This window comes from Micromonospora sp. NBRC 107095, from assembly GCF_030269705.1.
Classification (GTDB): Bacteria; Actinomycetota; Actinomycetes; order Mycobacteriales; family Micromonosporaceae; genus Micromonospora; species Micromonospora parva.
On record NZ_BSTU01000007.1, the window covers coordinates 1 to 22,428 of the forward strand.

Below are 22,428 nucleotides of genomic sequence, written 5' to 3' on the forward strand. Positions count from 1 at the left end.
TGTGGGTCAGCTGGTGGCGTAGCCGCGGGTGGCGATCCAGTCGGCGAGGTGCTCGACGGTGACGTCGTAGGAGGCGGTGTCGGGGTTGGCGGAGTCGGCGATCTTCACCACGTTCCCGCCGTCGCGGTAGCCGACGACGCTGATGTAGTGCCCGCCCTCGAAGGAGTGGATGGCACCGTCGGTGTCGGTGGTGGTGCCGGCGATGTTGGCGACCACGGCGCGGCCGTCGTCGACGGTGCGGACGATGTCGGCGCGCAGGGTGTCGGTCTGCTTGGCGTCCGCTGCGGGGGTGCTGATCTCCACCGACCGGTAGGCGTCGCTCTTGCCGGTTTCCTTGTTCAGCACGGGGGTGATGTCGTTGATGGAGTTGGTGCCGGCTTCGGTGGTGCCCATTTCCTTGGCCATGGCGTCCACGCTGATGTCCTTGCCCTGCACGGACAGGGCGTTGCGGGTGGCGGCGGGGCCGCAGTAGTAGAAGTTCGGCTGGGCTTCGTAGCGCACGCCGAGCTGACGCTCGCCGGCGGGCTTGCGGTCGGTCTGGGTTTGGGTGGCCGGCTTGGCGTCCGACGCGGCGTACGCGGCGGTGACGGGTCCGGCGATGGCGCCGCCGGTGAAGGCGAGGCCGGCAGCGGTCAGGGCGGTCTTACGGATCAGATCGGTACGCATGATGGCGTGCTCCTCTGCATCAGGGGAAAACCGCACGGGCACTGAACACCGGGGGGTGTGGCCGTGCGGGGAGGTTCGCGGGGGCCCGGCGACCTGCTGGGGGGTCGGCGTCGGGACAGGGTGTAACGGTTGCCGGTGGCGGGTCATTCCGCCTGCCGGTCGGCCCTGTTGTGGTGCCCGGGCCTGGCTGGTTCCGCCTACCCGGGGCCGGCCGGTGGTGCTCGGCCGTGCGGGGGTGTAACCGGGGCGGCCTGGCGGGTGTTCCCGGCGGCTGCTCTCCACCGGCCCGGGGGCGCGGTGGTCTGCCAGGTATAACGACCCCGCCCGGCCCCCGATTCCACCCGTGGGGTGGCCCCGACCACCCGACACCCCCACCCAAACCGGACACCGGTGCCCGTCGGTCCGACCGACACCACGGCCAGCGCGGCGTGATCGACTCGGGTTCCTGAAAACCGCGCTGTCCCGGTGCGGCGGATACCGCGCTTTCCTGAAACCCGAGTGGATCACGCCCGTCTGCGCCGTTTGGACGCGGGACGGGCGGAGCGGACCGGGACGGAGCGGGACAGGGGCGAACCAGCCCCACACCACGATCAGGGTGGCGTGATCGACTCGGATTCACGGGAGTCGCGGTTGTCCCGGTGGCGGGGGATGCCCCGACCTCACTAAAGGTGAGCGGATCATGCCGAACTGGCCGTTGAGGAGTCGAGTACCCGGTCCACGGCGCGCTGCCACCAGGCAGCATCTAGGCTCTGACCCGAGAAGGGTGGATCATGGACGCTGCAACATGCCAAGCTCTGGCCCCTTCCCCGCCCGGGGTCGGCCGATGAGCTCAGTGGCATTCCTGAACATCGCCATGCATGGGCACATCAACCCGACACTGCCCGTTGTGGGGGAGCTTGTCCGCCGTGGTCACTCCGTCACCTACCACACGACGCCGGCCTATGCCGAGCAGATCGCGGCCACCGGGGCGCGGGTGTTCCTCTACCCCGGGGATGACCGACCGCTCTCCGGCCCGCCGACGCCCGTCACGGTGATGGAGCAGCTTGCCCATACCGCCGTACGCGTCCTGCCCGCCGTCCTCGCCGACCTGCGGGGTGCCCGACCCGATCTGATCGTGCACGACTCCCTCTGCCCGTGGGGGCCGGTGGCCGCCAGGGAACTCGGTGTGCCGCCAGCGTCGTCGTTCACCACGTTCGCCTTCAACCGGCACGTGCCCAGCCCGACCCGCGGCTCCTGGGAGCTGCTCCGCGCGGCGGCGGCCCTTCCCCGCCCCACGGTGGGATACCTGAGGTCGCGCTGGGCGCTGCGCCGCCGGTACGACACCCGAAGACTGCCACTGATCGACCTGGCCAACATCCGTCAGTCGCTCAACCTGGTCTACACCTCGCGGGCGTTCCACCCCGAGGCGGACAGTTTCGACAAGTCCTACCAGTTCGTCGGACCGAGCATCGGTGCCCGCCCAGCAGCCCCGTCGTTCCCGGTCGACCGATTGCGGGACCCCGTGATGTACGCCTCCATGGGCACGGTATTCGACGCCCCGCGGCTGCTGCGTACCTTCGCTGACGCGCTGGCCCCGCTGGGTGGCACCGTGGTCATCTCCACCGGGCACACCGATCCCGCCGCGCTCGGTCCGCTACCGGACAACGTGCTCGCCCACCGTTCCGTACCGCAGCTGGAGGTGCTGGCCCGCGCGGCGCTGTTCATCACCCACGGCGGGGTGAACAGCGTCAACGAGGCCCTGTACGCCGGCACCCCGATGCTGGTGGTCCCGCAGGGCGCTGACCAACTGCTGGTGGCGTCCCGCATCGTCGAGCTTGACGCTGGCCTGTCGATCCGCACCGAGGACGTCGCGGTGGAGGTGGTGCGGGCCCTCGCTCAGCGTCTGCTTGACGAGCCTCGCTTCCGGACCGCCGCGACCACCCTGCAGGTTGCCCAGCGCCAGGCGGGCGGCTATGCGCGTGCCGCCGACGTACTCGAGCGCTTCGTGCAGCAGACCGGCGCGGTCACGCCGCCGGGCTCCGCCGATCTGCCACCGCGGGGCTGACCGATGTCTCCCGTTGTCGCCATCCTGCTGCTGGTCGCCGGGCTGTCCGAGGCCGCCGGTCGTCTCCTGCCGGTGGTGGCACGCCTGTCCGGCGTGTCGCACGTGAGGGTGGTCAGCCTGTTGCTGGCGGGCGCGATCGTCGACGGCGCGGTGTTCGCGCTCTGGCCGCTGTCCGCGTGGGCCGTTGCCGATCTGGTGCTGCCCACCGCACCCTCCGACGCACTGGGCTGGACACCAGGTCTGGCCGTTCCGCTGGTGCTTGCCGGAGTCCTGGCGTTCCCGCTGCTCGGGCCACTGCTGCACCTGTTGCTCATGGTGGGAGTGGGGGCCGGCCTCGCCGGTGCACTCGCCACGGTGGTCGGAGTCGGCTGGTGGGAGGCCGCCGGCTGCGTGGCGATCGCGGGAGTCGGGCTCGGCGTCTCCGTCGAGGCCGTCCGGCGCCTTGTCGTGAAGCTCAACACCACCCGAGCAGCGGAGCCAGCCGCGTGATCGGACTGGCGCTCCTGCTGCTGCTCGGCGGCCTCGGACTGGTGCTGATCGCCGAGGCCCTGCTTGCCCGTTACGAGGTGCTGGTCTACGCCGCCGGCTGGCGCACACCCACCATCTCCCGCCCCGAGGGCATGTCCTACGCCCGCGGCGCGGATCCGGACCGCCCGCCGGACGCCTACCTGGTCTATCTGGACGGCATCGGGAAACGCCGTTTCCACGACACCCGCGATGGTGGCCGACTGGTCAAGGCCCTGATCAAGCGTGCGCCGGAGCTCAGGGTGCTGGGCCAGGTGCAGCCCTACTCCCCGCTGGCCGTGCCGCTCGCCGACCGGCCGGTCTGGACCTGGCTGCGCCGCCACATCGGGTTGCTGCTGTTCCTGCACAACGTGATGCAGATCTTCGTCGCCGCCGACCGGCGCTACCGTCCCCTGTACAACCGTGCCGTTGGTGCGCAGATCGCCACCGAGCTCCAGGTTGCCGGTTACCGGCCGGACAGCGGGATACCCGTGGTGTTGCTCAGCTACAGCGGTGGCGCCCAGGTCGCCAGCGGTGCGGTGAACGAACTGTGGTCCCAACTGCGCACCCCGCTCTGGCTGATCACTCTCGGCGGGTTCCACAACGGTGCCAACGACATGACCCATGCCCAGCACCTCGACCAGCTCACCAGTTCCGCCGACTGGATCGAGCGGGTCGGCACCTGGATCTTCCCCCAGCGGTGGCGGCTGTTCCGCTGGAGCGGATGGAACCGGGCCGAGCGCGAAGGCAAGATCACCGTGCACCGGCTCGACCCCGCCACGCACATCGGTCCCCGCAGCTACATCGCTCCGGAGGCCCGCTTACCCGATGGCCGCAGCCACCTTGACCGGACCACCGACACCGTGCTCGCGCTGATCCGGGACCGCCTCAGCGTGAGGGCGGAGACCGACGGCCCGCTCCCCTGAATGCTCACACGTCAGCGTTCAGACCGGCCCGCTGATTCGCCTCCGTCTGGGGGAGTCCGGAGATTTGGAGCAGTTGACTGACGACAACGCGCAGTTGCGAGACGACGACAGCCCCGGAGGACCCGACACCCTCGGCGTATGCCTCGTCGATGTCACTTATCACCTGGAGTGCTCGCCTTCGCGCGCGGTCCGGCTCCCGTCCAGCCAGGAAGTCACGGTGCAGGAGCCTGAACGCCTGGCCGAAGTTCTCGATCGCTGTGGAGAGGCCGGCCGGCAGCGTCTCCCGGGTGTGTAGTGCCGACACCGCCCACTGCACCATCTCGCGGCTGCTGGTGTAGGCGAGTTCGAGGTGCTCGGCCGCCTGCGTGTACCGGCGCATGATGCCCAGCCGTCTCCGCCGCCACGGTGAGAGAATCGCGACTTCGCGTGCTGCGGCGACCACGTCGGCCGTGTTACGTCGCTCCGCCTCTGCCGCACGTAGTCGCCGCAGGGCATCCTCGGCCTGCCGAACGTCGCGGTGAGCCAGCGCGTTGGCGGTGGTGGTCATCTCCCGGGCGATGGCGTCGACTGTGGGACCAGCGGCGCGGTGCACGATCCGCACCGGGTTGAGCGGCAGAATCAACAGGGCCACCACGATGGCCACCAGAACACCGACCAGCGCGTTCGCCGTCCGTGGGACGGCCAGGTCCGGCCGGTCCGGAGAAACCGTGCCGAGCAGGACGGCGGTGCTTCCCGCCTGGACCATGACGGCTCCGGTGCCGCGAAAAACGGCCGCCGCCGAAATCGCAAGTGCCACCACCACACCGGTCTGGATGGGGCCTGCCCCGATGAACCGGATGATCCCGTTTCCGACCAGCACTCCCAGGAACACCCCGGCGAGAAGTTCCAGTGTGCGACGGGCCCGGTTACCGATGGCCGCCGCGATCGTGCCGACTGCGGCGGCGGGTGCGAACAGCGGCTGCGGATTGTGCAGCACATCGCTGGCAACAAACCAGGCCAACCCGGCGGCCACCCCCGCCTGCACCGCGAGGATGAGGTATGTGCGAAGCCGTTCATAGGCCTCCCGGCCCTCGCGCAGCGCACTCTCCGCCGGTCGGGCACCGCGACGTCTGCCGCGCACCGCTCACCCCCCCACCACCGATCGGCTCTCTGACGATCGTCGTACGACGGCGAACGTCGGGTGCGCGAGATCCCCAATCTGATGCGCTGCCGACGCAGGCCCGCGCACGGGGGTGCGGAGGGGCATTCGGCCGACGGGGTGGGTCAGTCGGCGGTGAGTAGCTCCAGGACGGCGTCGCGGGTGGTCAGTACGGCCGTCCCGGATTGCGGGCCGTGGTTGAGGATGTCGAAGGAGTGGACAGGTCAGGCGGGGTCGGCAGGCTTCGCGGCGTCGCTGGCCTGGGCGTGCCGCTCCAGGAGCCGCTGCCGGATCTCCTCCGGGGTGTACGCGCGCCGACGCCGTTCGGCCCGCGCGATGACCACACCGGAGGCTGCGACGCCGGCGAGCCCGGCCAGCCCGAGAACCTTCCACCACCGCATTCGTTGCCGCATCGGCCTAGGCTAGTCCCTCATGAGCATCAGCCTGGACGAGGCCGTCGAGTTGACCCGCACCGGTGACGTGTGGGTTTTCCGGGGCCGCAGCGTGCCGGACCGGGCCATCCAGTTCACCACCAACAGCCCGGTGAACCACGTCGGGATGGCGGTGGTGTTGGACGACATGCCGCCGCTGATGTGGCACGCGGAGCTGGGCAGGTCGTTGCCGGACCTGTGGTCGGGCACCCACCAGCGCGGCGTGCAGCTGCACGACCTGCGGGACGCGGTCTGCGTCTGGGCCAACCGGTACGGCCAGCGGGCCTGGCTGCGACAGCTCGATCCGCCCGCCGACGGGGAGATGGAACGGGCGGTGCTGCGGACGATCGCGCGGTTGGACGGCACACCGTTCCCGTCGACAGCGCAGCTGGCGTGGCGCTGGGTGCGCGGTCGGGTGCCGACGCTGCCGCTCCCCGGCCGCCTGTCCGCGCTGCCGCTTCCCGGCCGGCCAGCACCTCGGCGAAACCCGGCGACCCCGGCGAACCCGGGGACCCCGGCGACCCCCGCCAGCCCGGCCGGATCGGCGGGCGAGCGGGACCGGGCGCTGGAGACGGCGTACTGCGCCGAGGTGGTGGCGGTGACCTACGAGGCCATGGGGTTGCTGCCGGCGGGGCGGCGTCCGAACTGGTATGACCCGGGGCGGTTCTGGAGTGGTGACGACCTCGGTCTGGCCGCCGGTGCCCGGTTGGGGTCGGAGATCGAGGTACGGGTTCCGCCACGCTGAGGTTTGACCAGGGCGGTGACCGGCAATTGCGGTGACCGTGAACGCCTCCACAGATCTTGACACGTTGGCCGACTTCTTCGACCGGTACGGCGTGGCGCTGACCTCCGGCGATCTGCCGGCCATCGCCGGCTGTTACGCCCTGCCGGGGCTGGTGGTGGCCGACACGTACAGCTTCTCGTTCACCACCGCGGCGGCGGTGGCGCTGTCCTTCGTGGGCGCCGCGCCCGACTACCAGGACCGGGAGCTGGTCGCGGCCCACGCCCGCATCGAGGATGTGCAGCCGGTGTCCGCGCTGTTGACGATGGTGGCGGTGGAGTGGGAGTTCCTGGACAGTCGGGGGCAGTCGGTGCCCGGGGAGCGGTACCGCTACCTGTTGCGTACCTCCGATGAGGGGCCACTCATCTGCACTGTCGTCCGGACGGGCTGACCGACCGGGGCCGGTCGGCCCGATCCGTACCCGCCAGGTTCCCGGCCCGCGCGGCGCTGACTACGCTGTCGCGTCGGTGGGGACGAGGGGAGACCTGATGGCGGTGCGGCCGGACGGTGCGGCAGATTCGCGGGCGGCGCGGGTGCTGGTGTCGGTGCCGTGGATCGTGGTGCTGCTCGGTGTGTGCGCGTTGGTGGTCCTCCTGGTGGTGGCGCTGTTCTCGTTCCGTGGCAGGGAGCGCGACGCCGGGCCGCAGGCAGCGCCTCCGGCGTTCCTGCCGACCGTGCCGGCTGGCGCATCCACCACCGGTGGGCCGACCCCGGCCGCTGTGGAGCGGCGCTCGGTGTCGCCGCGACCGTCACGCAGCAGTCGGTCACCGTCGCCGCGGGCCACGGCGACCGGCTCGCCGACGCCGGGGCGGACGAGCGTGCTGTCCGCGCCGACGACACCGGCGGACGAGCCCGTCAGCGCCCGGTACCAGGTTGGCACGAACGGCTGGAACGGTGAGGCGGCGATCCTGTCGATCGCCAACACGTCGAGTCGGTCGGTGGACTGGCAGGTGGAGTTGGCGTTCGACGACGACACCTGGGCGCTGCGAGTCGGTGACGACTCGGGCGTCTCGGTGCGGGGGCGCGGGGACGGCGAGTTCGTGGTGCGCGGCACCCGTTCGTTGGACCCGGGCGACTCCCGGACGCTACGGCTGCGCGTCGGCTTGGGTGAGTCGGCGCAACGACCGCTCACGTGCACGATCAACGGCGTCGACTGCCGGATCGGCTGAGCCGCAGCCGGGCCGGTGGCCCGGCGATGCCGCACGGCCGAGGCTTACCGCCCGGGCCGCCGATCGCTACGCCGCGTGGCCGAGGCTTTCCGGCCCGGGTCGCCGATCGCTACGCTGCGCGGACGATCCGCTGAGGGAGGTACATGTCCGGCATGCGCCGCCGTGCTCCGCGTCCGCCGCACGGTCCGGTCGCGATCGCATCGTCGCCCTGGATCGTGGTGGGTGCCGGTGTCGTCGTGATGGTGGTCCTGCTCTTCGTGGCGCTGGGCGCGTACCGGGGACGCAGCCCTGCGCCGGACAGCGCGCAGCCGCCGGCGCTGCCGGTGCCGTCCGTGGCGGCGGAGCCGAGCGTGCCACCGTCGGTGCCGTCCGCGGTGCCGTCTCCGGCGCCGGTGCTGCCGGGGTTGTCCGGGCGGGCCAGCGGGCTGCCGCCGAGCGCCGCGGCCGGTTCCGGTTCACCGTCGGCCGTTCCGACGGTCGCTGCGACCGGCAGGCCCACGGCGACGCGGTCGCCGACCCGGGCGGCACCGGGTCAGCCGGGGATGGCCGGGCGGTACCGGGTGGTGCAGAGTTTCGACGGCGGCTTCATCGGCGAGGTGGCGATGGTGAACACGTCCACCCAGAGCCGCGGCTGGACGGTGCGGTTGGAGTTCTCCGGTGGACGGTTGGTGACCGCCTGGGTGGAGGGCGTCCCCCAGGGGACGATCCGGCAGGGCGATGACGGCTTCACGTACGTCAGCGGGGTCGAGGTGTCGGCCGGCGGTTCGGTGTCGCTGCGGTTCCACATGGAGCGGGCATCCAGCACGCCACGGGAGTGCACTGTGGACGGGGTGCGCTGCGGCGGCCTCTGAGTGGCGGGTTTCGCAAGGTTGCTGCTTTGTTGCGACCATGTTTGCAAGGTATTGCAGAATGTTTCGGCAAGGGTTAGCGTGCGGCCATCAGCGACCAGAGGAAGGCGTCGATGAGACCCCCGCCGATACCGCGTACCGCCCTGCTGGCCCTTACCTCCCTGCTCACCGTCACCCTCGCCGGCGCTCCGGTCGCCGTGCAGCCCGCCGCCGCGAGCCCTCACCCGTCCGACCGTGCCTCACTCGCGGTCGGCGGCGCGACCCAGTGGCGCGACGAACCCAGCGCCGACGCGCTGCTGAGGGCCGGCGGCAACGCCGGCCGCGCCGAGCAGTTCTACTTCGTCCTGCCGGACCGGTTCGCCAACGGAGACCCCCGCAACGACCGGGGTGGCCTCACCGGTGACCGGCTGCGCACCGGCCTCGACCCCACCGACAAGGGCTTCTACCACGGCGGTGACCTCAAGGGCGTCATCGACAAACTGGACTACATCCAGGGGATGGGCACCACCGCCATCTGGCTCGCCCCGATCTTCAAGAACCGGCCGGTGCAGGGTGCCGGCAACGACATCTCGGCCGGCTACCACGGCTACTGGATCACCGACTTCACCCAGGTGGACCCGCACTTCGGCACCATGGAGGAGATGAAGCGCCTGGTCAGACTCGCCCACCAGCGCGGCATCAAGATCTACCTCGACGTGATCGTCAACCACACCGCCGACGTCATCAAGTACGCCGAGGACAAGTACGCGTACGTGGACAAGGCGACCTCGCCGTACACCGACGCGCAGGGCCGGGCGTTCGAGGACCGCAACTACGCCGACGGCAGCCGCGCGTTCCCGCCGGTCGACAAGGAGTCCTTCCCGTACACACCGACGTTCGCCGAGCCGGAGGACGCGAGCGTCAAGGTCCCGGCCTGGCTCAACGACGTCACCATGTACCACAACCGGGGTGACTCCACCTTCGCCGGAGAGAACAGCGAGTACGGCGACTTCTTCGGCCTCGACGACCTGTGGACCGAGCGTCCCGAGGTGGTCCGGGGCCTGACGAAGGCGTACGGGGACTGGATCGGCGCGACCGGCGTCGACGGGTTCCGGCTGGACACCGTGAAGCACGTCAACATGGACTTCTGGCCGCAGTTCAGCCAGGGCATCCAACGGGCCGCCGAAAAGGCCGGCAAGAAGGACTTCTTCATGTTCGGCGAGGTGTACAGCGCCGACCCGGAGATCAGCTCCAGCTACGTCCGCCAGGGTGGCCTGCCGGCCACCCTCGACTTCGCCTTCCAGGAGGCCGCGCGCGGCTTCACCGCCGCAGCCGGCTCCGCGAAGGCGCTCGCCGACGTGTACGCCCGCGACGACCTCTACGCCGCCCGGAACACCGACGCGGGTCGGCTGCCCACCTTCCTCGGCAACCACGACATGGGTCGGATCGGTTCGTTCATCGCCGGCGGTGGCACCGACCCCGCCAGTCACCTGCGCCGCGACCAGCTCGCGCACCAGTTGATGTTCCTGACCCGCGGCCAGCCGGTGGTGTACTCCGGCGACGAACAGGGCTTCACCGGGCCGGGCGGAGACAAGGACGCCCGTCAGGACATGTTCGCGTCGAAGGTCCCCGACTACCTCGACGACGACCTGCTCGGCACCGACCGCACCCACGCCAGCGACCAGTTCGACACGGGCCACCCGCTGTACCGGACCATCGCCGAGCTGGGCCGGCTGCGTCAGGCCCACCCGGCGCTGCGCGACGGCATGCAGGTCACCCGGTACGCGGCCGACGGGCCGGGCGTCTTCGCCGCCTCCCGGATCGCCCCGGCCGAGCGCACCGAGTACGTGGTGGCCGTGAACAACGCCGACACCGCGCAGACTGTCACGGTGGACACCTGGTCGGCCGGCGCCACCTTCACCGGCATCTACGGCGCCTCCGGCGACGCGCGGGCCAACGGTGACGGCGAAGTCGCCCTCACCGTGCCGCCGTTGTCGGCCGTCGTCTACCGGGCCGGCAGCCCCATCGCACCGGCCGCCGACAAGCCGACCATCACCATCACCAGCCCGACCCCGGACGCACCGGTCGCCACCCGGGCCGCGGTCACCGCCCGGGTCACCGGTGACCCCCTGGCCAGCGTCACCGTCGCGGCCCGGGTGGCCGGTGGCCGGTGGACGCTGCTCGGCAGCGCCGACCACGCCCCGTACACCGTGCAGCACGACCTGACCGGCCTGGCCGGCGGCGTCCGCGTCGAGTACAAGGCGGTGGTCCGCGACGGTCGGGGCAAGACCGCCACCGCCCGGTCCACCGCCGTCGTCGGCACCCCCACGCAGGGCGGCTCCCGGGAGTGGGCGGTGGTGCACTACCAGCGCCCCGCCGGCGGGTACGACGACTGGGGGCTGTACGCCTGGGGGGACATCGACCCGGCGTACGTCACCGAGTGGCCCAAGGGGCAGCCGTTCGCCGGGGAGGACTCCTACGGCCGGTTCGCCTGGGTGAAACTCAAGCCGGGCGCGACGTCGGTGAACTTCCTGGTCGTCGACAAGGCTGGCACGAAGGACGTCGCCCAGGACCGCAGCATCGACCTCACCCAGACCGGGGAGATCTGGCTCAAGCAGGGCGACCCGGCGATCTACCCGAGCCGGCAGGCGGCCACCGGTGAGCCGGACCCGCCGGTCGAGGAGGGCACCGCCGTGCTGCACTACCGGCGGGCCGACGGCAACTACGACGGCTGGGGCCTGCACCTGTGGGACGGGGCGGCCAACCCGACCGAGTGGTCCGCCCCGCTGCGGCCGAGCGCCGTCGACGCGTTCGGGGCGGTGTTCCGGGTGCCGCTGGCGGCCGGCGCCACCGGCCTGAACTACATCATCCACAACGGCGACACCAAGGACCTGCCCGACGACCAGCGGCTCGACTTCGCCAGCGCCGGGCGGGAGGTGTGGCTGCTCGCCGCCACACCGGGCCGGCTGCTGCCGTCGGCGGCCACCACCGCCAGCGGGGACACCGACATCAGCAAGCAGAAGGCACACTGGATCGACAGGTCCACCGTGGCGTGGCAGACACCCCCGACCGACGGCAGGACGTACGCGCTGGTCGCCGCGCCCACCGGTGGGGTCAGCGTGGTCGACGGTGAGCTGACCGGCACGTACACCAGCCTGCCGTTGCGGGCGCAGCGCAACGGGCTCACCGATGCGCAACGCGACAGGTTCCCGCACCTGTGGTCGTACCGTAGCTTCGCCCTGGACCGGGCGGACCTGGCCAAGGTCCCGGCGGCGTTGCGCGGGCAGTTGCTGGTCACCGCGCGCGACGCCGAGGGTGCGCTGCTCGCCGCCACCGGCGTGCAGATCCCCGGCGTGCTCGACGACGTGTACTCCCGGGCGGCCGACGCCACCCTCGGGCCCACCTTCGCGGGCCGGACGCCGAGCCTCGCGCTGTGGGCGCCGACCGCCCGGAGCGTGGCGTTGCAGCTGTTCGACTCGCCCACCAGCACCCCGAGGACGGTGCCGATGCGCCGCGACGACCGCACCGGCGTCTGGTCGGTGCGCGGCGACCACACCTGGACCGGCAGGTTCTACCGGTACGAGGTGCGGGCCTGGCACCCGGCAGCGCAGAAAATGATCACCGCGTCGGTCACCGACCCCTACTCGGTGGCCCTGGCCGCGGACTCCACGCACAGCCAACTCGTCGACCTCAACGACCCGGCACTGGCACCCCCCGGGTGGCGCACGCTGCGCAAACCGGCGCCGGTGCCGGCCGCGAAGGCGCAGATCACCGAGCTGTCCGTGCGGGACTTCTCCATCGCCGACGAGACGGTGCCCGCCGAGCGGCGGGGGACGTTCCTCGCGTTCACCGACCCGAAGACCGCAGGCATGACCCACCTGCGGGCGGTCGGCGCCGCCGGGGTCACCCACCTGCACCTGCTGCCGGCGTTCGACTTCGCGACGATCCCCGAGCGGCGCGCCGACCAGCGCCAGCCGGCCTGCGACCTGGCGGCCCTGCCCCCCGACTCGGCCGAGCAGCAGAAGTGCGTGGCGGCGGTCGCCGAGACCGACGGCTACAACTGGGGGTACGACCCGCTGCACTACACCGTCCCGGAGGGCGGCTACGCCGTCGACCCGGCCGGCGCGGCGCGGACCACCGAGTTCCGGCGGATGGTCGCCGGGGTGAACGACGCCGGGCTGCGGGTGGTCATGGACGTGGTCTACAACCACACGTCGGCGGCCGGCACCGACCCGAAGTCGGTGCTCGACCAGATCGTGCCCGGCTACTACCACCGGCTGCTGGACGACGGCACGGTGGCCAACTCCACCTGCTGCGCCAACACCGCCCCCGAGCACGCCATGATGGGCAAGTTGGTGGTCGACTCGCTGGTCACCTGGGCCCGGCAGTACAAGGTGGACGGCTTCCGCTTCGACCTGATGGGTCACCACCCGAAGGCCAACATCCTGGCCGTCCGGGCGGCCCTGGACCGGTTGACCGTCGCCCGCGACGGCGTGGACGGCCGGTCGATCCTGCTCTACGGCGAGGGCTGGAACTTCGGCGAGGTCGCCAACGACGCCCGTTTCGTGCAGGCCACCCAGGCCAACATGGCCGGTACCGGCATCGGCACCTTCAACGACCGGCTGCGCGACGCGGTGCGCGGCGGCGGACCGTTCGACGCCAACCCCCGGGTGCAGGGCTTCGCCTCCGGCCTCTACACCGACCCGAACGGCGACCCGGTCAACGGCTCACCGGCCGAGCAGAAGGCCCGGCTGCTGCACGCCCACGACCTGATCAAGGTGGGGCTCACCGGCAACCTGCGCGACTATCAATTCACCGACACCGCCGGGCGGCAGATCACCGGGGCGCAGGTCGACTACAACGGCTCCCCGGCCGGCTACACCGCGACGCCGGGGGAGGCCGTCACCTACGCCGACGCGCACGACAACGAGATCCTGTACGACGCGTTGGCGTACAAACTGCCGCAGGCCACCACGGCGGCGGACCGCTCCCGGATGCAGGTGCTGGCGCTGGGCACCGTGGTGCTGGGACAGGGCACCGGGTTCGTCACCGCCGGGACCGAGCGGCTGCGGTCGAAGTCGCTGGACCGCAACTCGTACAACTCGGGGGACTGGTTCAACCAGATCCGCTGGGGCTGTGAACGGGGCAACGGGTTCGGCGCTGGTCTGCCACCCGCGCCCGACAACGAGGACAAGTGGTCGTACGCGAAGCCGCTGCTGGCCGACCCGGCGCTGGTGCCGGACTGCGCGGCGATCAACACCACCGACGCCCGGTACGCGGAGTTGCTGCGCATCCGGGCGTCGTCGCCGGTGTTCGGGTTGGCCAGCGCCGAGCAGGTGCAGCGGCGGGTCGCGTTCCCGCTGTCCGGTGCCCAGGAGACGCCGGGTGTGCTGACCATGACCCTGGACGCCCGCGGGCTGGGCGGTGCGTGGAAGTCGGTGACCGTCGTCTTCAACGCCACCCCGTCGGCGGCCACCCAGACGGTGGCCGGGCTGCGCGGAGCGGACGTGGCACTGCACCCGGTGCTGGTCGACTCGGCCGACCCGGCGCTGCGGACCGCCTCGTTCGACCGGGCGGCCGGCACGTTCACCGTACCGGCGCGCAGCGTGGCGGTCTTCGTCCAGAAGTGACGGTGCACCGGCCCCCTTCCGCGTCTCGCGGAAGGGGGCCGGCCGGTAGTGCTGGCGCTGCGCTGTGGTCACCCGAGGGTGATCAGGCGAAGCAGTTCTCGATGGTGCCGCCCGGGATGGCCAGGCAGTTGGTCGGACGGTTCGCGGTGATGGCGGACTTGTCGTCCACGTTCACGTCTCCGAAGAAGCTGAAGACACCGCCCGGCGCGAAGGTGGAGAAGTTGTGGGCGACCTTCGTCTTCGACAGGTTGACCTCGCCGAAGATGTTGAAGATGCCGCCGCCGACCCCGATCGGGCCGATGGCCCGGTTGCCGACGACCTCGCTGTCGCGCAGCGTGGTGACGCTCAGGGTGTTGAAGAGCCCGCCGCCGAAGAAGCCGGCGGTGTTGTCCTTGATGCTGCTCTTCTCGAACGTGACAGCGCTGCCGAAGGCGATGGCGACACCGCCACCGACACCGGCGGTGCTGTTGCGCTCCACCGAGACCTTGTGCAGGTTCATCTGGCTGTCCGCCGCGGCGATACCGCCGCCAGCGAGAACCGCGGTGTTCGAGGCGAACTTGGTCTCGTACGCCGTGGTGTTGCCCTCGATGTCGAGGTAGCCGCCGCCGAAGCCCAGCGTCTCGTTGTCGGTGAGCTCGGCCTTCTTGAGCTCGACGGTACCGCCGTCGACGTCGTCGGTGAAGATCGGCGCGGCGCCGTTGGAGATGCCGCCACCACCGATGATGGCGGTGTTGTCCTTGATCTTCGACTCCTCGACCTTGAGCAGACCGGCGTTGAAGACGCCGCCACCGAAGAAGAAGGCGGTGTTACGGGTGACGGTGCTGTGCCAGATCTTCGTGGTGCCGAAGTTGGCCACACCACCACCGTTGCCGCCCGACTGGTTCAGGACGACCTCGGACTCCAGGATCTCGGCGGTGCCACCCGGCTGGACCAGGATGCCGGCACCGTCGGTGGAATCCGGGTACTCGACGAGCGGCGTGACGACGCCGCCCTGAGCGGCCGGCGCGGCCTTGGCCGCGACCTTGGGTGCCGCCTTCAGGCCCGCCTTCGGGTTGGCCTGTCGGGCGGTGAGCGCCTGGTTCAGCGGCACGCCCGCCTTCACCTGAGCCGCGATCGCCTCGGAGTCCGAGTAGGACGCCCAGACGGCCGCCGGCTCGACGCTGTTGAACAGCTCGAGGGTCTGGCCACCCTTGATGGTCAGGCCCTTGATCGTGAGGTGACCGCCCGCACCGACGTTCAGGATCCGGAAGTAGTCAGCGGTGGCTTCCCGAGCGATCGTGGTGTGCTCGCCCTTGAGCGTGATCCGCTCGGTGATCACCGGCAGACCGTTGCCCTCGTAGTCGTTGCGGGTCAGGTTGTAGGTGCAGCCCTTGGCCAGCTCCAGCACACCGCCGTGCTTGTTGTTGGCGAACACGATCGCCTGAATCAGCTTGTCGGTGTCGCAGGGCACCTCCTTCCCGCGCTCGTGGTCCTTGTCGCGGCCCTTGTCGTCGCGGCCCTTGTCGTCCCGGTTCTTGTCCTCCCAGTCGCGCCCCTCGTCACCCCGCTGGTCGCCGTCCTTGCTGACCTGCGTGGTGTTCCAGTTCAAGCCGACCGCACCGGCGCTACCCGCGACGCCCACCGCCGCGAGACTGATCACGCCCGTCAAACCGGCCACGCCACTGGCGAGCCAGAGCTTGCGACGACGCTTGGCCGCCGCCCGCCCGGAGGCTTCGTTGTTCGTTAGGTAGTTGGACATCGGAGCTCTCTGCCCTCTCCTCGTACCAGACAGGGTCGCCGCCGTCAGACGGGCGTCCCCTGCTACAAATCGGTTGTAGCTCCCAAAACCACCGTATGAGAAGGTTCCTCGCCTCGCGGGCTTATCCGAGAGAAGCCCACATTCGGTTCATGTTGCCCACACCGGGGCCCGGACCGACACACCACCGCCCAAGCCGGCCGAGCGCCCTGTGACCTGCCCAAATGGGCACGCCCCTCCGAACCGTGACCGGCTCGGAGGGGCGCGCCCTCTATGTGGATCAGCCCCACCCGATCAGGCGAAGCAGTCCGAAACGTTGAAGCAGTTGGTCGGACGGTTGGCAGTGACGGCGGACTTGTCGTCAAGCGTCACGGTGCCGCCGAGGCTGTTGAAGATGCCCCCCGGCGGGAGGGTGGAGAAGTTGTGCGCCACCGTCGTCCGGTGGAGCGTGACCTCGCTCCCCTCGGTGTTGAAGATGCCGCCACCACGAGCGAACGGGCCGACCGCCCGGTTGCCCACCACCTCGCTGTCGCGCAGCGTGGTGACGCTGTCGTCGTTGTAAAGACCGGCACCGAAGAACCCGGCCGTGTTGTCCTTGATCCTGCTGTTCTCGATCGTCGCGACGCTGTCGAAAGCCACCGCCACGCCGCCACCCACGCCAGCGGTGCTGTTCTTGACCACCGTGGCGTCCTTGAGCGTGAGCTGGGTGTCGGCCACCGCGACGCCACCACCAGCGAGAACCGCGGTGTTGTCACTGACCGTCGTCTGGTGCAACGTCGTGGTGCCCGCGACATCCAGAACGCCCCCGCCGAAGCCAAGCGTCTCGTTGTCGGTGACCTCGCTCTTGTAGACCCAGACCGCGCCGCCGTCGACGTCCTCGGTGAAGATCCGCGGCGCACCGTTGGCGATGCCACCGCCGCCGATGATCCCGGTGTTGTCCTTGATCTTCGACTCGTCGACCTGGAGTACGCCGGCGTTGAAGACGCCGCCACCGAAGAAGAAGGCGGTGTTGTGCGCGACCGTCGTCTTGCTGAGCCTGGTGTTGCCGAAGTTGGCCAACCCGCCGCCGTTTCCGCCGGACTGGTTGTAGAGCAGTTCGCTGTCCAGGATCTCGGCACGGCCACCGGGCTGCACCAGCACCCCCGCGCCGTCGGTGAGCCCAGGCTGCTCGACCAGCGGCGTCACCGCCGGCCCGGCACCCGTCGGCTTCGCCGGTGCGGCCGCCGGCGTGGCGGCTGTCGCCGTGGCGGCCGTTGTTGCCGTAGCCGCCTTGGTCGGTGTCGCCTTGGCTGGCGCTGCCGTGGTGGTGGCTTTCGCGGGTGCCGCCTTGGTGGTGGCCTTGACGGTCGGCTTGGCTGCCGGCTTCGCCACCGGCTTGGCTGCCGGCTTCGCCACCGGCTTGGCTGCCGGCTTCGCCACCGGCTTGGCGGCCGGCTTGGCGGCGGTGGACGCGGGCTTCGCCGCTGCCGCCGGTGACTCGGGGGCGGGTGCGGCAGTGGCCGGCGGCTTGGCCACCGTCGAGCGGACCGCAGCCGAGTACGGCGCCCAGACCGTCGCCGGGTCAGCGGTCATCGCGGGCTGAAGGGTCTGGCCACCCCTGATGCTCAGCCCCTTGAGGGTGAGGTGGCCGCCGGCGCCGACATTGAGGATGCGGAAGTAGTCCGCCGTGGCATCCCGTCCGATGGTGGTGTGCTCACCCTTCAGGGTGATGTGCTCGGTGATCACCGGGAGGCCGTTGCCGTCCTGGTTCCGGGTCAGGGTGTAGGTGCAGCCCTTGGCCAGCTCCAACACGCCACCGTTCTCGTTGTTGGCGAACGTTATCGCCTGGATCAGCTTGTCGGAGTCGCACGGGACCTGTTTGGTGCGGTCCTTCTCGTCGTGCTTGCCGTCTTTGCCGTCCTTGCCGGGGTGGTCGTCGAAGCCGCTCCAGTCGCCGCCGCTCCACTCGTCGTCCTGACCGCCATCGTCCTTGGCGCCGTTCTTGTCCGCGCCGCCGTCGTCGCTGACGTTCTGCCGGTTGGTCGACGGCTGCGCGTCGGACACCTGGTCGGACTTCGGCTTGTCGTCTCGAGCGGCGATGCCGCCGAGCGCCGCCAGGCCGACCACCCCGGTCAGCCCGGCCACCCCGGCGACCCAGAGCGCCCGCCTTCGTCGTGTTGGCGGAGCTGTCGACGCCCCGCCGTCGGTACTCGTTACGTCGTTGGACATCAGAGCCTTCCGCCCTTTCCTGCTACAGACGGGATCGCACCGCCCGAGGCGCCACGACCGGCTACAAATGGGTTGTAGCCAACTGATCCTCACCGTATGAGAACCATCTTCGCGATGCGGACGGATCTGAGATAAACACACATTGGGCGCATGGCGGACATGGGCCATCAACCCGTGCGGGCTGGCAGGAGAAGGCCTCTACCAGCACAAACGCCGACTGGCGGCGCAGCCGGTTCTGCCCCGGGTCTAGCTCGGGCCGGCTCGGTGGGCCTCGTCCGGACCAGAGAGTCGTGGGTCTGTGGCGGGGGTCGGTCTGTCGCGGAGTGGCCTGCGGCGAGGTCGGGCCTGCGGCGAGGTCGGGCCGACGGCGAGGTCGGGCCTGCGGCGAGGTCGAATGGCGATGATGTCGGGAGGCGACGGTGTACGGCCGTCGTCGTCGCGGATGCGCCGTTGCGGTGTGCGGATACCGAACACCGCTCGTCTCAGCAGCGTGATCCACTCGGTTTTCCTGATAACGCGGTATCCGAGCGACGCGGATGGCACGACTTCAAGAAAGTCGAGTGGATCACGGGCGGGGTTCAACCCGCCAACCCTCCGGCGAGGGCCAGGCGGGCCAGGGGGCCAGGCGGGCCAGGGTTCAGGCGGGCCAGGGTTCAGGCGGGCCAGGGTTCAGGCGTCCACGCCCAGGTGGGTGAGGCCAGACGGGCCAGGCCCAGGCCCGTCAGAGGACGGGGCCTGGGCCTGGTGGGCCGGGGCCTGATGGGGCCGGGCCGGGCTGATGGGTCGGGGCGGGTTAGCTGGGTAGGCGGGGGCCGGCTTCGCGCTGTTCGGCGAGCCAGGTCTCCACCTCGTCAGAGGTGCGGGGCAGCCCGGCCGACAGGTTCACCGCGCCGGTCGCGGTGACCAGCACGTCGTCCTCGATCCGGATGCCGACGCCGCGCAGTTCGGCGGGGACCAGCTCGTCCTCCGGCTGGAAGTACAGACCGGGCTCGACGGTGAGCACGTAACCCTCGCCCAGCGCGCCGTCGCGGTAGGTCTCCTTGCGGGCGTTGGAGCAGTCGTGCACGTCGATGCCGAGCATGTGCCCGAAGCCGTGCAGCGTCCAGCGGCGGTAGACGGTCGACTTCTCGTCCATCGCCTCGTCCACGCTCACCGGCAGCAGACCCAGGTCGGACAGGCCTTCGGCGAGGACCCGCATGCAGGTCAGGTGGACGTCCTTGAACTTCACGCCGGGACGGATGGCCTCGATGCCGGCCTGCTGCGAGGCGTACACGATGTCGTAGACCTGGCGTTGCAGGGCGGTGAACCGACCGCTCACCGGGAGCACCCGGGTGACGTCGGCGGTGTAGAGGTTGCGGCCCTCGACGCCCATGTCCATCAGCAGCAGGTCACCCGGTCGGGTGGCGCCGTGGTTGTGCACCCAGTGCAGGATCGTGGCGTGTTCGCCGGCGCCGACGATCGAGCCGTACCCGACGTCGTTGCCGTCGTGGCGGGCCCGCAGCGCGAAGACACCCTCCAGCAGCCGCTCGGAGACGGCGCGGTCGGCCGGGAGGATCCGGGCCACGTCCTCGAAGCCGCGGACGGTGGCGTCGATGGCGTCCTGGAGCTGGCCGATCTCCCACTCGTCCTTGACCAGCTTCATCTCCGAGATGGCGATCGCCAGCTCCCGGTCCCGAGCCGGTTGGCCGTCGGCGCGCGGCCCGTCGTAGGGGCGGACGGCCGCGTCCACCTGGGCGTCGAAACCGCGCAACACACGGGTACGCCCCGGGGCCAGGTCGGCGAGCGTCGCCTCCAGGCCGGTCAGGTCGGCGGTGGGCAGGCCCAGCTCGGTCGACTTCTCGGCGAGGGTGTGCCGCCGGCCCACCCACAGCTCGCCGTTGCGGCTGCGGAAGAACTCGTCGGTCTCCCGGGAGGACCGGGGCCGCATGTACAGCGTGGCGTCGTGCCCGGAGCCGTTGGGGCGCAGGACCAGCACGCTGTCGGCGTCGTGGTCGCCGGTCAGATAGGCGAAGTCGCTGCCCGGCCGGAACGGGTAGTCGGTGTCGTTGGCCCGGACCTTCTCGGTGCCGGTGGGGATCACCAGCGTCTCGCCGGGGAAGGCCGCCGAGAGGGCAGCCCGCCGCTTGGCGTAGTTGGGGGTCTCCGGGCGGGGCGTCACGGGGAGCGCGGTGTCGCGCCAGCCCTGCCGCATGAAGGACAGGAACGCCTCCGGGAAGTCCGGATCGTGCGATTCCGTACCGTCCGTCGGCGTACCGTCGGTGCGTCCCTCGGTCATTGCGCCGCTCCCTCCGCTTCGTTGCTGGTCCCGACGGTACCGCGCGTTCGGTTGGCCGTAACGCCCCCCGGGAGTCGGTGGATCGACGGACGGCTGCGAGGGCCGACAGCGCGCGTGGAAAGATGACGACCATGTGCGGACTTCTGGCCTTCTTCAGCGCGAACGGCAACGCCGCCGCGCACCGCGACCACATCGCCGGAGCGTTGGAATGCCTGCACCACCGCGGCCCCGACGAGACCGGGGTCGAGGTGGTCGGCGACGCCTCCGGCCGGTACGCGGACGGCGTGTTCGCCCACAAGCGGCTGGCCATCATCGACGTCGCGTCGAGCCACGAGCCACTGCCCTACGCGAACGGCCGTTACCTGCTGACGTTCAACGGCGAGATCTACAACTACATCGAGCTGCGCGAGGAGTTGATCAGGAACTTCGGTGCCCAGTTCGCGACCGCCGGTGACGGCGAGGTGATCGTCGCGGGCTACCACTTCTGGGGTGAGCAGGTGCTCACCCGGCTGCGGGGCATGTTCGCCTTCGTCATCTGGGACCGGCAGGAACGCCGGGCGTTCGGTGCCCGTGACTACTTCGGCATCAAGCCGATGCACTACCTGGAGACCGCCGACGGCCTCTACCTGGCCTCGGAGAAGAAGGCGCTGCTGCCGTTCGCGCACAGCAACTACCAGGGCGACGCGGGCGTCGACACGGCCAACCTGAGCCACTACCTGACCCTGCAGTACGTCCCCGAGCCGGGCACCCTGCACAAGGGGATCAGCCGGATCGGCTCGGGGGAGTACCTGAACTGGACCCCGGGCGGGCGGATCGACGTGCGCCGGTGGTACCGGCCGGTGTTCCGGCCGGCGCCGGTGGACGACGAGCAGAAGCTCTACCACGAGATCCGGGAGACGCTGCGGGAGAGCGTGCGCATGCACATGCGCTCGGACGTGCCGGTCGGCTCGTTCCTGTCCAGCGGCATCGACTCGACGGCTGTGGTGGCGCTGGCCCGGGAGTTCAACCCGAACATCCTCACCTTCACCGTCGGCTACGACGTGCCGGGTTACTCGGAGATCGACGTCGCGCAGGACTCGGCCCGGCACCTGGACGTCACCACGATCCCCACCAAGATCGGTCCGCAGGACATGATCGACGCGCTGCCGAAGATCGTGTGGCACCTGGACGACCCGGTGGCCGACCCGGCGCTGGTGCCGCTCTACTTCGTGGCGAAGAAGGCCGCCGAGCACGTCACGGTGGTGCTCTCCGGTGAGGGCGCGGACGAGTTCTTCGGCGGCTACACGATCTACCGGGAGCCGCTGTCGCTGGGCACCGTCAACGGCCTGCCCGGCGGGGTGCAGAAGGGGCTGCGCGCGGTCTCCAAGGCGATCCCGCAGGGGGTCAAGGGCAAGAGCTTCCTGGAGCGCGGCACCACCCCGATCGAGGAGCGTTACTACGGCAACGCCCGGATGTTCACCGAGGAGGAGAAGCAGCAGCTGATGCGCCGCTACGACCCCTCGGTGCGCTACACGGATGTCACCGCCCCGATCTACGCCGAGTGCACAGAGCTGGACGACGTCACCAAGATGCAGTACGTCGACCTCTACACCTGGCTGCGCGGCGACATCCTGGTGAAGGCCGACCGGATCTCGATGTCGCACTCGCTGGAGGTGCGGGTGCCGTTCCTGGACCGTGAGGTCTTCGACGTCGCGGCGAAGATCCCGGTCGACCTGAAGCTGCCGCCCCGCTCCGACGCCACCAAGTACGCGATGCGTCAGGCGTTGCAGGGTGTCGTGCCGCCGGCCATCGTCAACCGCAAGAAGCTCGGCTTCCCGACCCCCACCCGGGTCTGGTTGCGCGGCGAGATGTACGAGTGGGCCCGGCACGTGCTCAGCACGTCGGGTGCGGGCGATCTGCTCGACCTCTCGTACGCGCTGCGGCTGCTCGACGAGCACAAGCGGGAGGAGGCCGACCACTCCCGCAAGGTGTGGACGGTGCTGATCTTCTGCATCTGGCACGCGATCTTCGTGGCCAAGACGCTCGACCCGGGAATCCAGCGCAACCAGTCCGCGCTGCTCACGAAGCCGGTGGTCGGCTCCATGGTCCGCTGAC

General features: G+C 70.5%; 15 protein-coding genes. 9 read left to right on the top strand and 6 right to left on the bottom strand.

From position 1 onward, the window contains the following. Nucleotides 1–6 precede the first annotated feature (6 nt). Nucleotides 7–666: a C39 family peptidase gene (locus QSK15_RS28595; RefSeq protein ID WP_285797162.1), complete on the bottom strand. Its 660-nt coding sequence runs from the start codon at nucleotides 664–666 to the stop codon at nucleotides 7–9. Between the two features lie 823 nt (nucleotides 667–1,489). Here QSK15_RS28595 and QSK15_RS28600 point away from each other — a divergent pair. The 3 genes from QSK15_RS28600 to QSK15_RS28610 are packed head-to-tail and all read left to right on the top strand — an operon-like array spanning nucleotide 1,490 to nucleotide 4,140. Then, nucleotides 1,490–2,710, top strand: coding sequence for a macrolide family glycosyltransferase (locus QSK15_RS28600; protein ID WP_285797163.1), 1,221 nt, complete (start codon nucleotides 1,490–1,492; stop codon nucleotides 2,708–2,710). Nucleotides 2,711–2,713: 3 nt separating this feature from the next. Continuing rightward, nucleotides 2,714–3,199, top strand: coding sequence for a hypothetical protein (locus tag QSK15_RS28605; protein WP_285797164.1), 486 nt, complete (start codon nucleotides 2,714–2,716; stop codon nucleotides 3,197–3,199). Next, a complete protein-coding gene (locus tag QSK15_RS28610; RefSeq protein WP_285797165.1) occupies nucleotides 3,196–4,140 on the top strand; it encodes a hypothetical protein in 945 nt (314 codons plus the stop codon). The genes QSK15_RS28605 and QSK15_RS28610 overlap by 4 nt, the downstream gene beginning before the upstream one ends. Before the next feature lie 4 nt (nucleotides 4,141–4,144). Here the strand turns inward: QSK15_RS28610 and QSK15_RS28615 are convergent, their stop codons facing one another. After that, a complete protein-coding gene (locus tag QSK15_RS28615; RefSeq protein ID WP_285797166.1) occupies nucleotides 4,145–5,152 on the bottom strand; it encodes an FUSC family protein in 1,008 nt (335 codons plus the stop codon). Between the two features lie 350 nt (nucleotides 5,153–5,502). After that, nucleotides 5,503–5,691, bottom strand: a complete 189-nt coding sequence (locus QSK15_RS28620) for a hypothetical protein (RefSeq protein ID WP_252419996.1) — start codon at nucleotides 5,689–5,691, stop codon at nucleotides 5,503–5,505. Nucleotides 5,692–5,710: 19 nt separating this feature from the next. Here QSK15_RS28620 and QSK15_RS28625 point away from each other — a divergent pair, with 19 nt between their 5' ends. The 5 genes from QSK15_RS28625 (at nucleotide 5,711) to pulA (ending at nucleotide 14,116) form a co-directional block, all read left to right on the top strand. Beyond that, complete coding sequence (locus QSK15_RS28625) at nucleotides 5,711–6,454, top strand: hypothetical protein (protein WP_285797167.1); 744 nt, start codon at nucleotides 5,711–5,713, stop codon at nucleotides 6,452–6,454. 37 nt (nucleotides 6,455–6,491) lie between these two features. Further along, entirely contained in the window at nucleotides 6,492–6,881 is a 390-nt protein-coding gene (locus QSK15_RS28630; RefSeq protein WP_030337824.1) for a DUF6841 family protein, read from the top strand. A gap of 97 nt (nucleotides 6,882–6,978) precedes the next feature. Next, nucleotides 6,979–7,659 (top strand): hypothetical protein, encoded by a 681-nt coding sequence (locus QSK15_RS28635; RefSeq protein WP_285797168.1) that lies wholly within the window; start codon nucleotides 6,979–6,981, stop codon nucleotides 7,657–7,659. A gap of 143 nt (nucleotides 7,660–7,802) precedes the next feature. After that, nucleotides 7,803–8,510: a cellulose binding domain-containing protein gene (locus QSK15_RS28640; RefSeq protein WP_285797169.1), complete on the top strand. Its 708-nt coding sequence runs from the start codon at nucleotides 7,803–7,805 to the stop codon at nucleotides 8,508–8,510. A 110-nt stretch (nucleotides 8,511–8,620) separates the two neighbouring features. Beyond that, nucleotides 8,621–14,116 (top strand): pullulanase-type alpha-1,6-glucosidase, encoded by a 5,496-nt coding sequence (pulA, locus tag QSK15_RS28645; protein WP_285797170.1) that lies wholly within the window; start codon nucleotides 8,621–8,623, stop codon nucleotides 14,114–14,116. Between the two features lie 82 nt (nucleotides 14,117–14,198). Here the strand turns inward: pulA and QSK15_RS28650 are convergent, their stop codons facing one another. The 3 genes from QSK15_RS28650 to QSK15_RS28660 all read right to left on the bottom strand — a co-directional run bounded on the left by QSK15_RS28650 (nucleotide 14,199) and on the right by QSK15_RS28660 (nucleotide 20,334). Further along, nucleotides 14,199–15,854 carry a hypothetical protein gene (locus tag QSK15_RS28650; protein ID WP_285797171.1) on the bottom strand — a complete coding sequence of 552 codons (1,656 nt, stop codon included), beginning with the start codon at nucleotides 15,852–15,854 and terminating at the stop codon, nucleotides 14,199–14,201. A 291-nt stretch (nucleotides 15,855–16,145) separates the two neighbouring features. Then, a complete protein-coding gene (locus tag QSK15_RS28655; RefSeq protein ID WP_285797172.1) occupies nucleotides 16,146–18,059 on the bottom strand; it encodes a right-handed parallel beta-helix repeat-containing protein in 1,914 nt (637 codons plus the stop codon). 793 nt (nucleotides 18,060–18,852) lie between these two features. Continuing rightward, entirely contained in the window at nucleotides 18,853–20,334 is a 1,482-nt protein-coding gene (locus QSK15_RS28660) for an aminopeptidase P family protein (RefSeq protein WP_285797173.1), read from the bottom strand. A gap of 131 nt (nucleotides 20,335–20,465) precedes the next feature. Between QSK15_RS28660 and asnB the strand changes: the two genes are divergently transcribed. After that, complete coding sequence (asnB, locus tag QSK15_RS28665) at nucleotides 20,466–22,427, top strand: asparagine synthase (glutamine-hydrolyzing) (protein ID WP_279518935.1); 1,962 nt, start codon at nucleotides 20,466–20,468, stop codon at nucleotides 22,425–22,427. Nucleotide 22,428 lies beyond the last annotated feature (1 nt).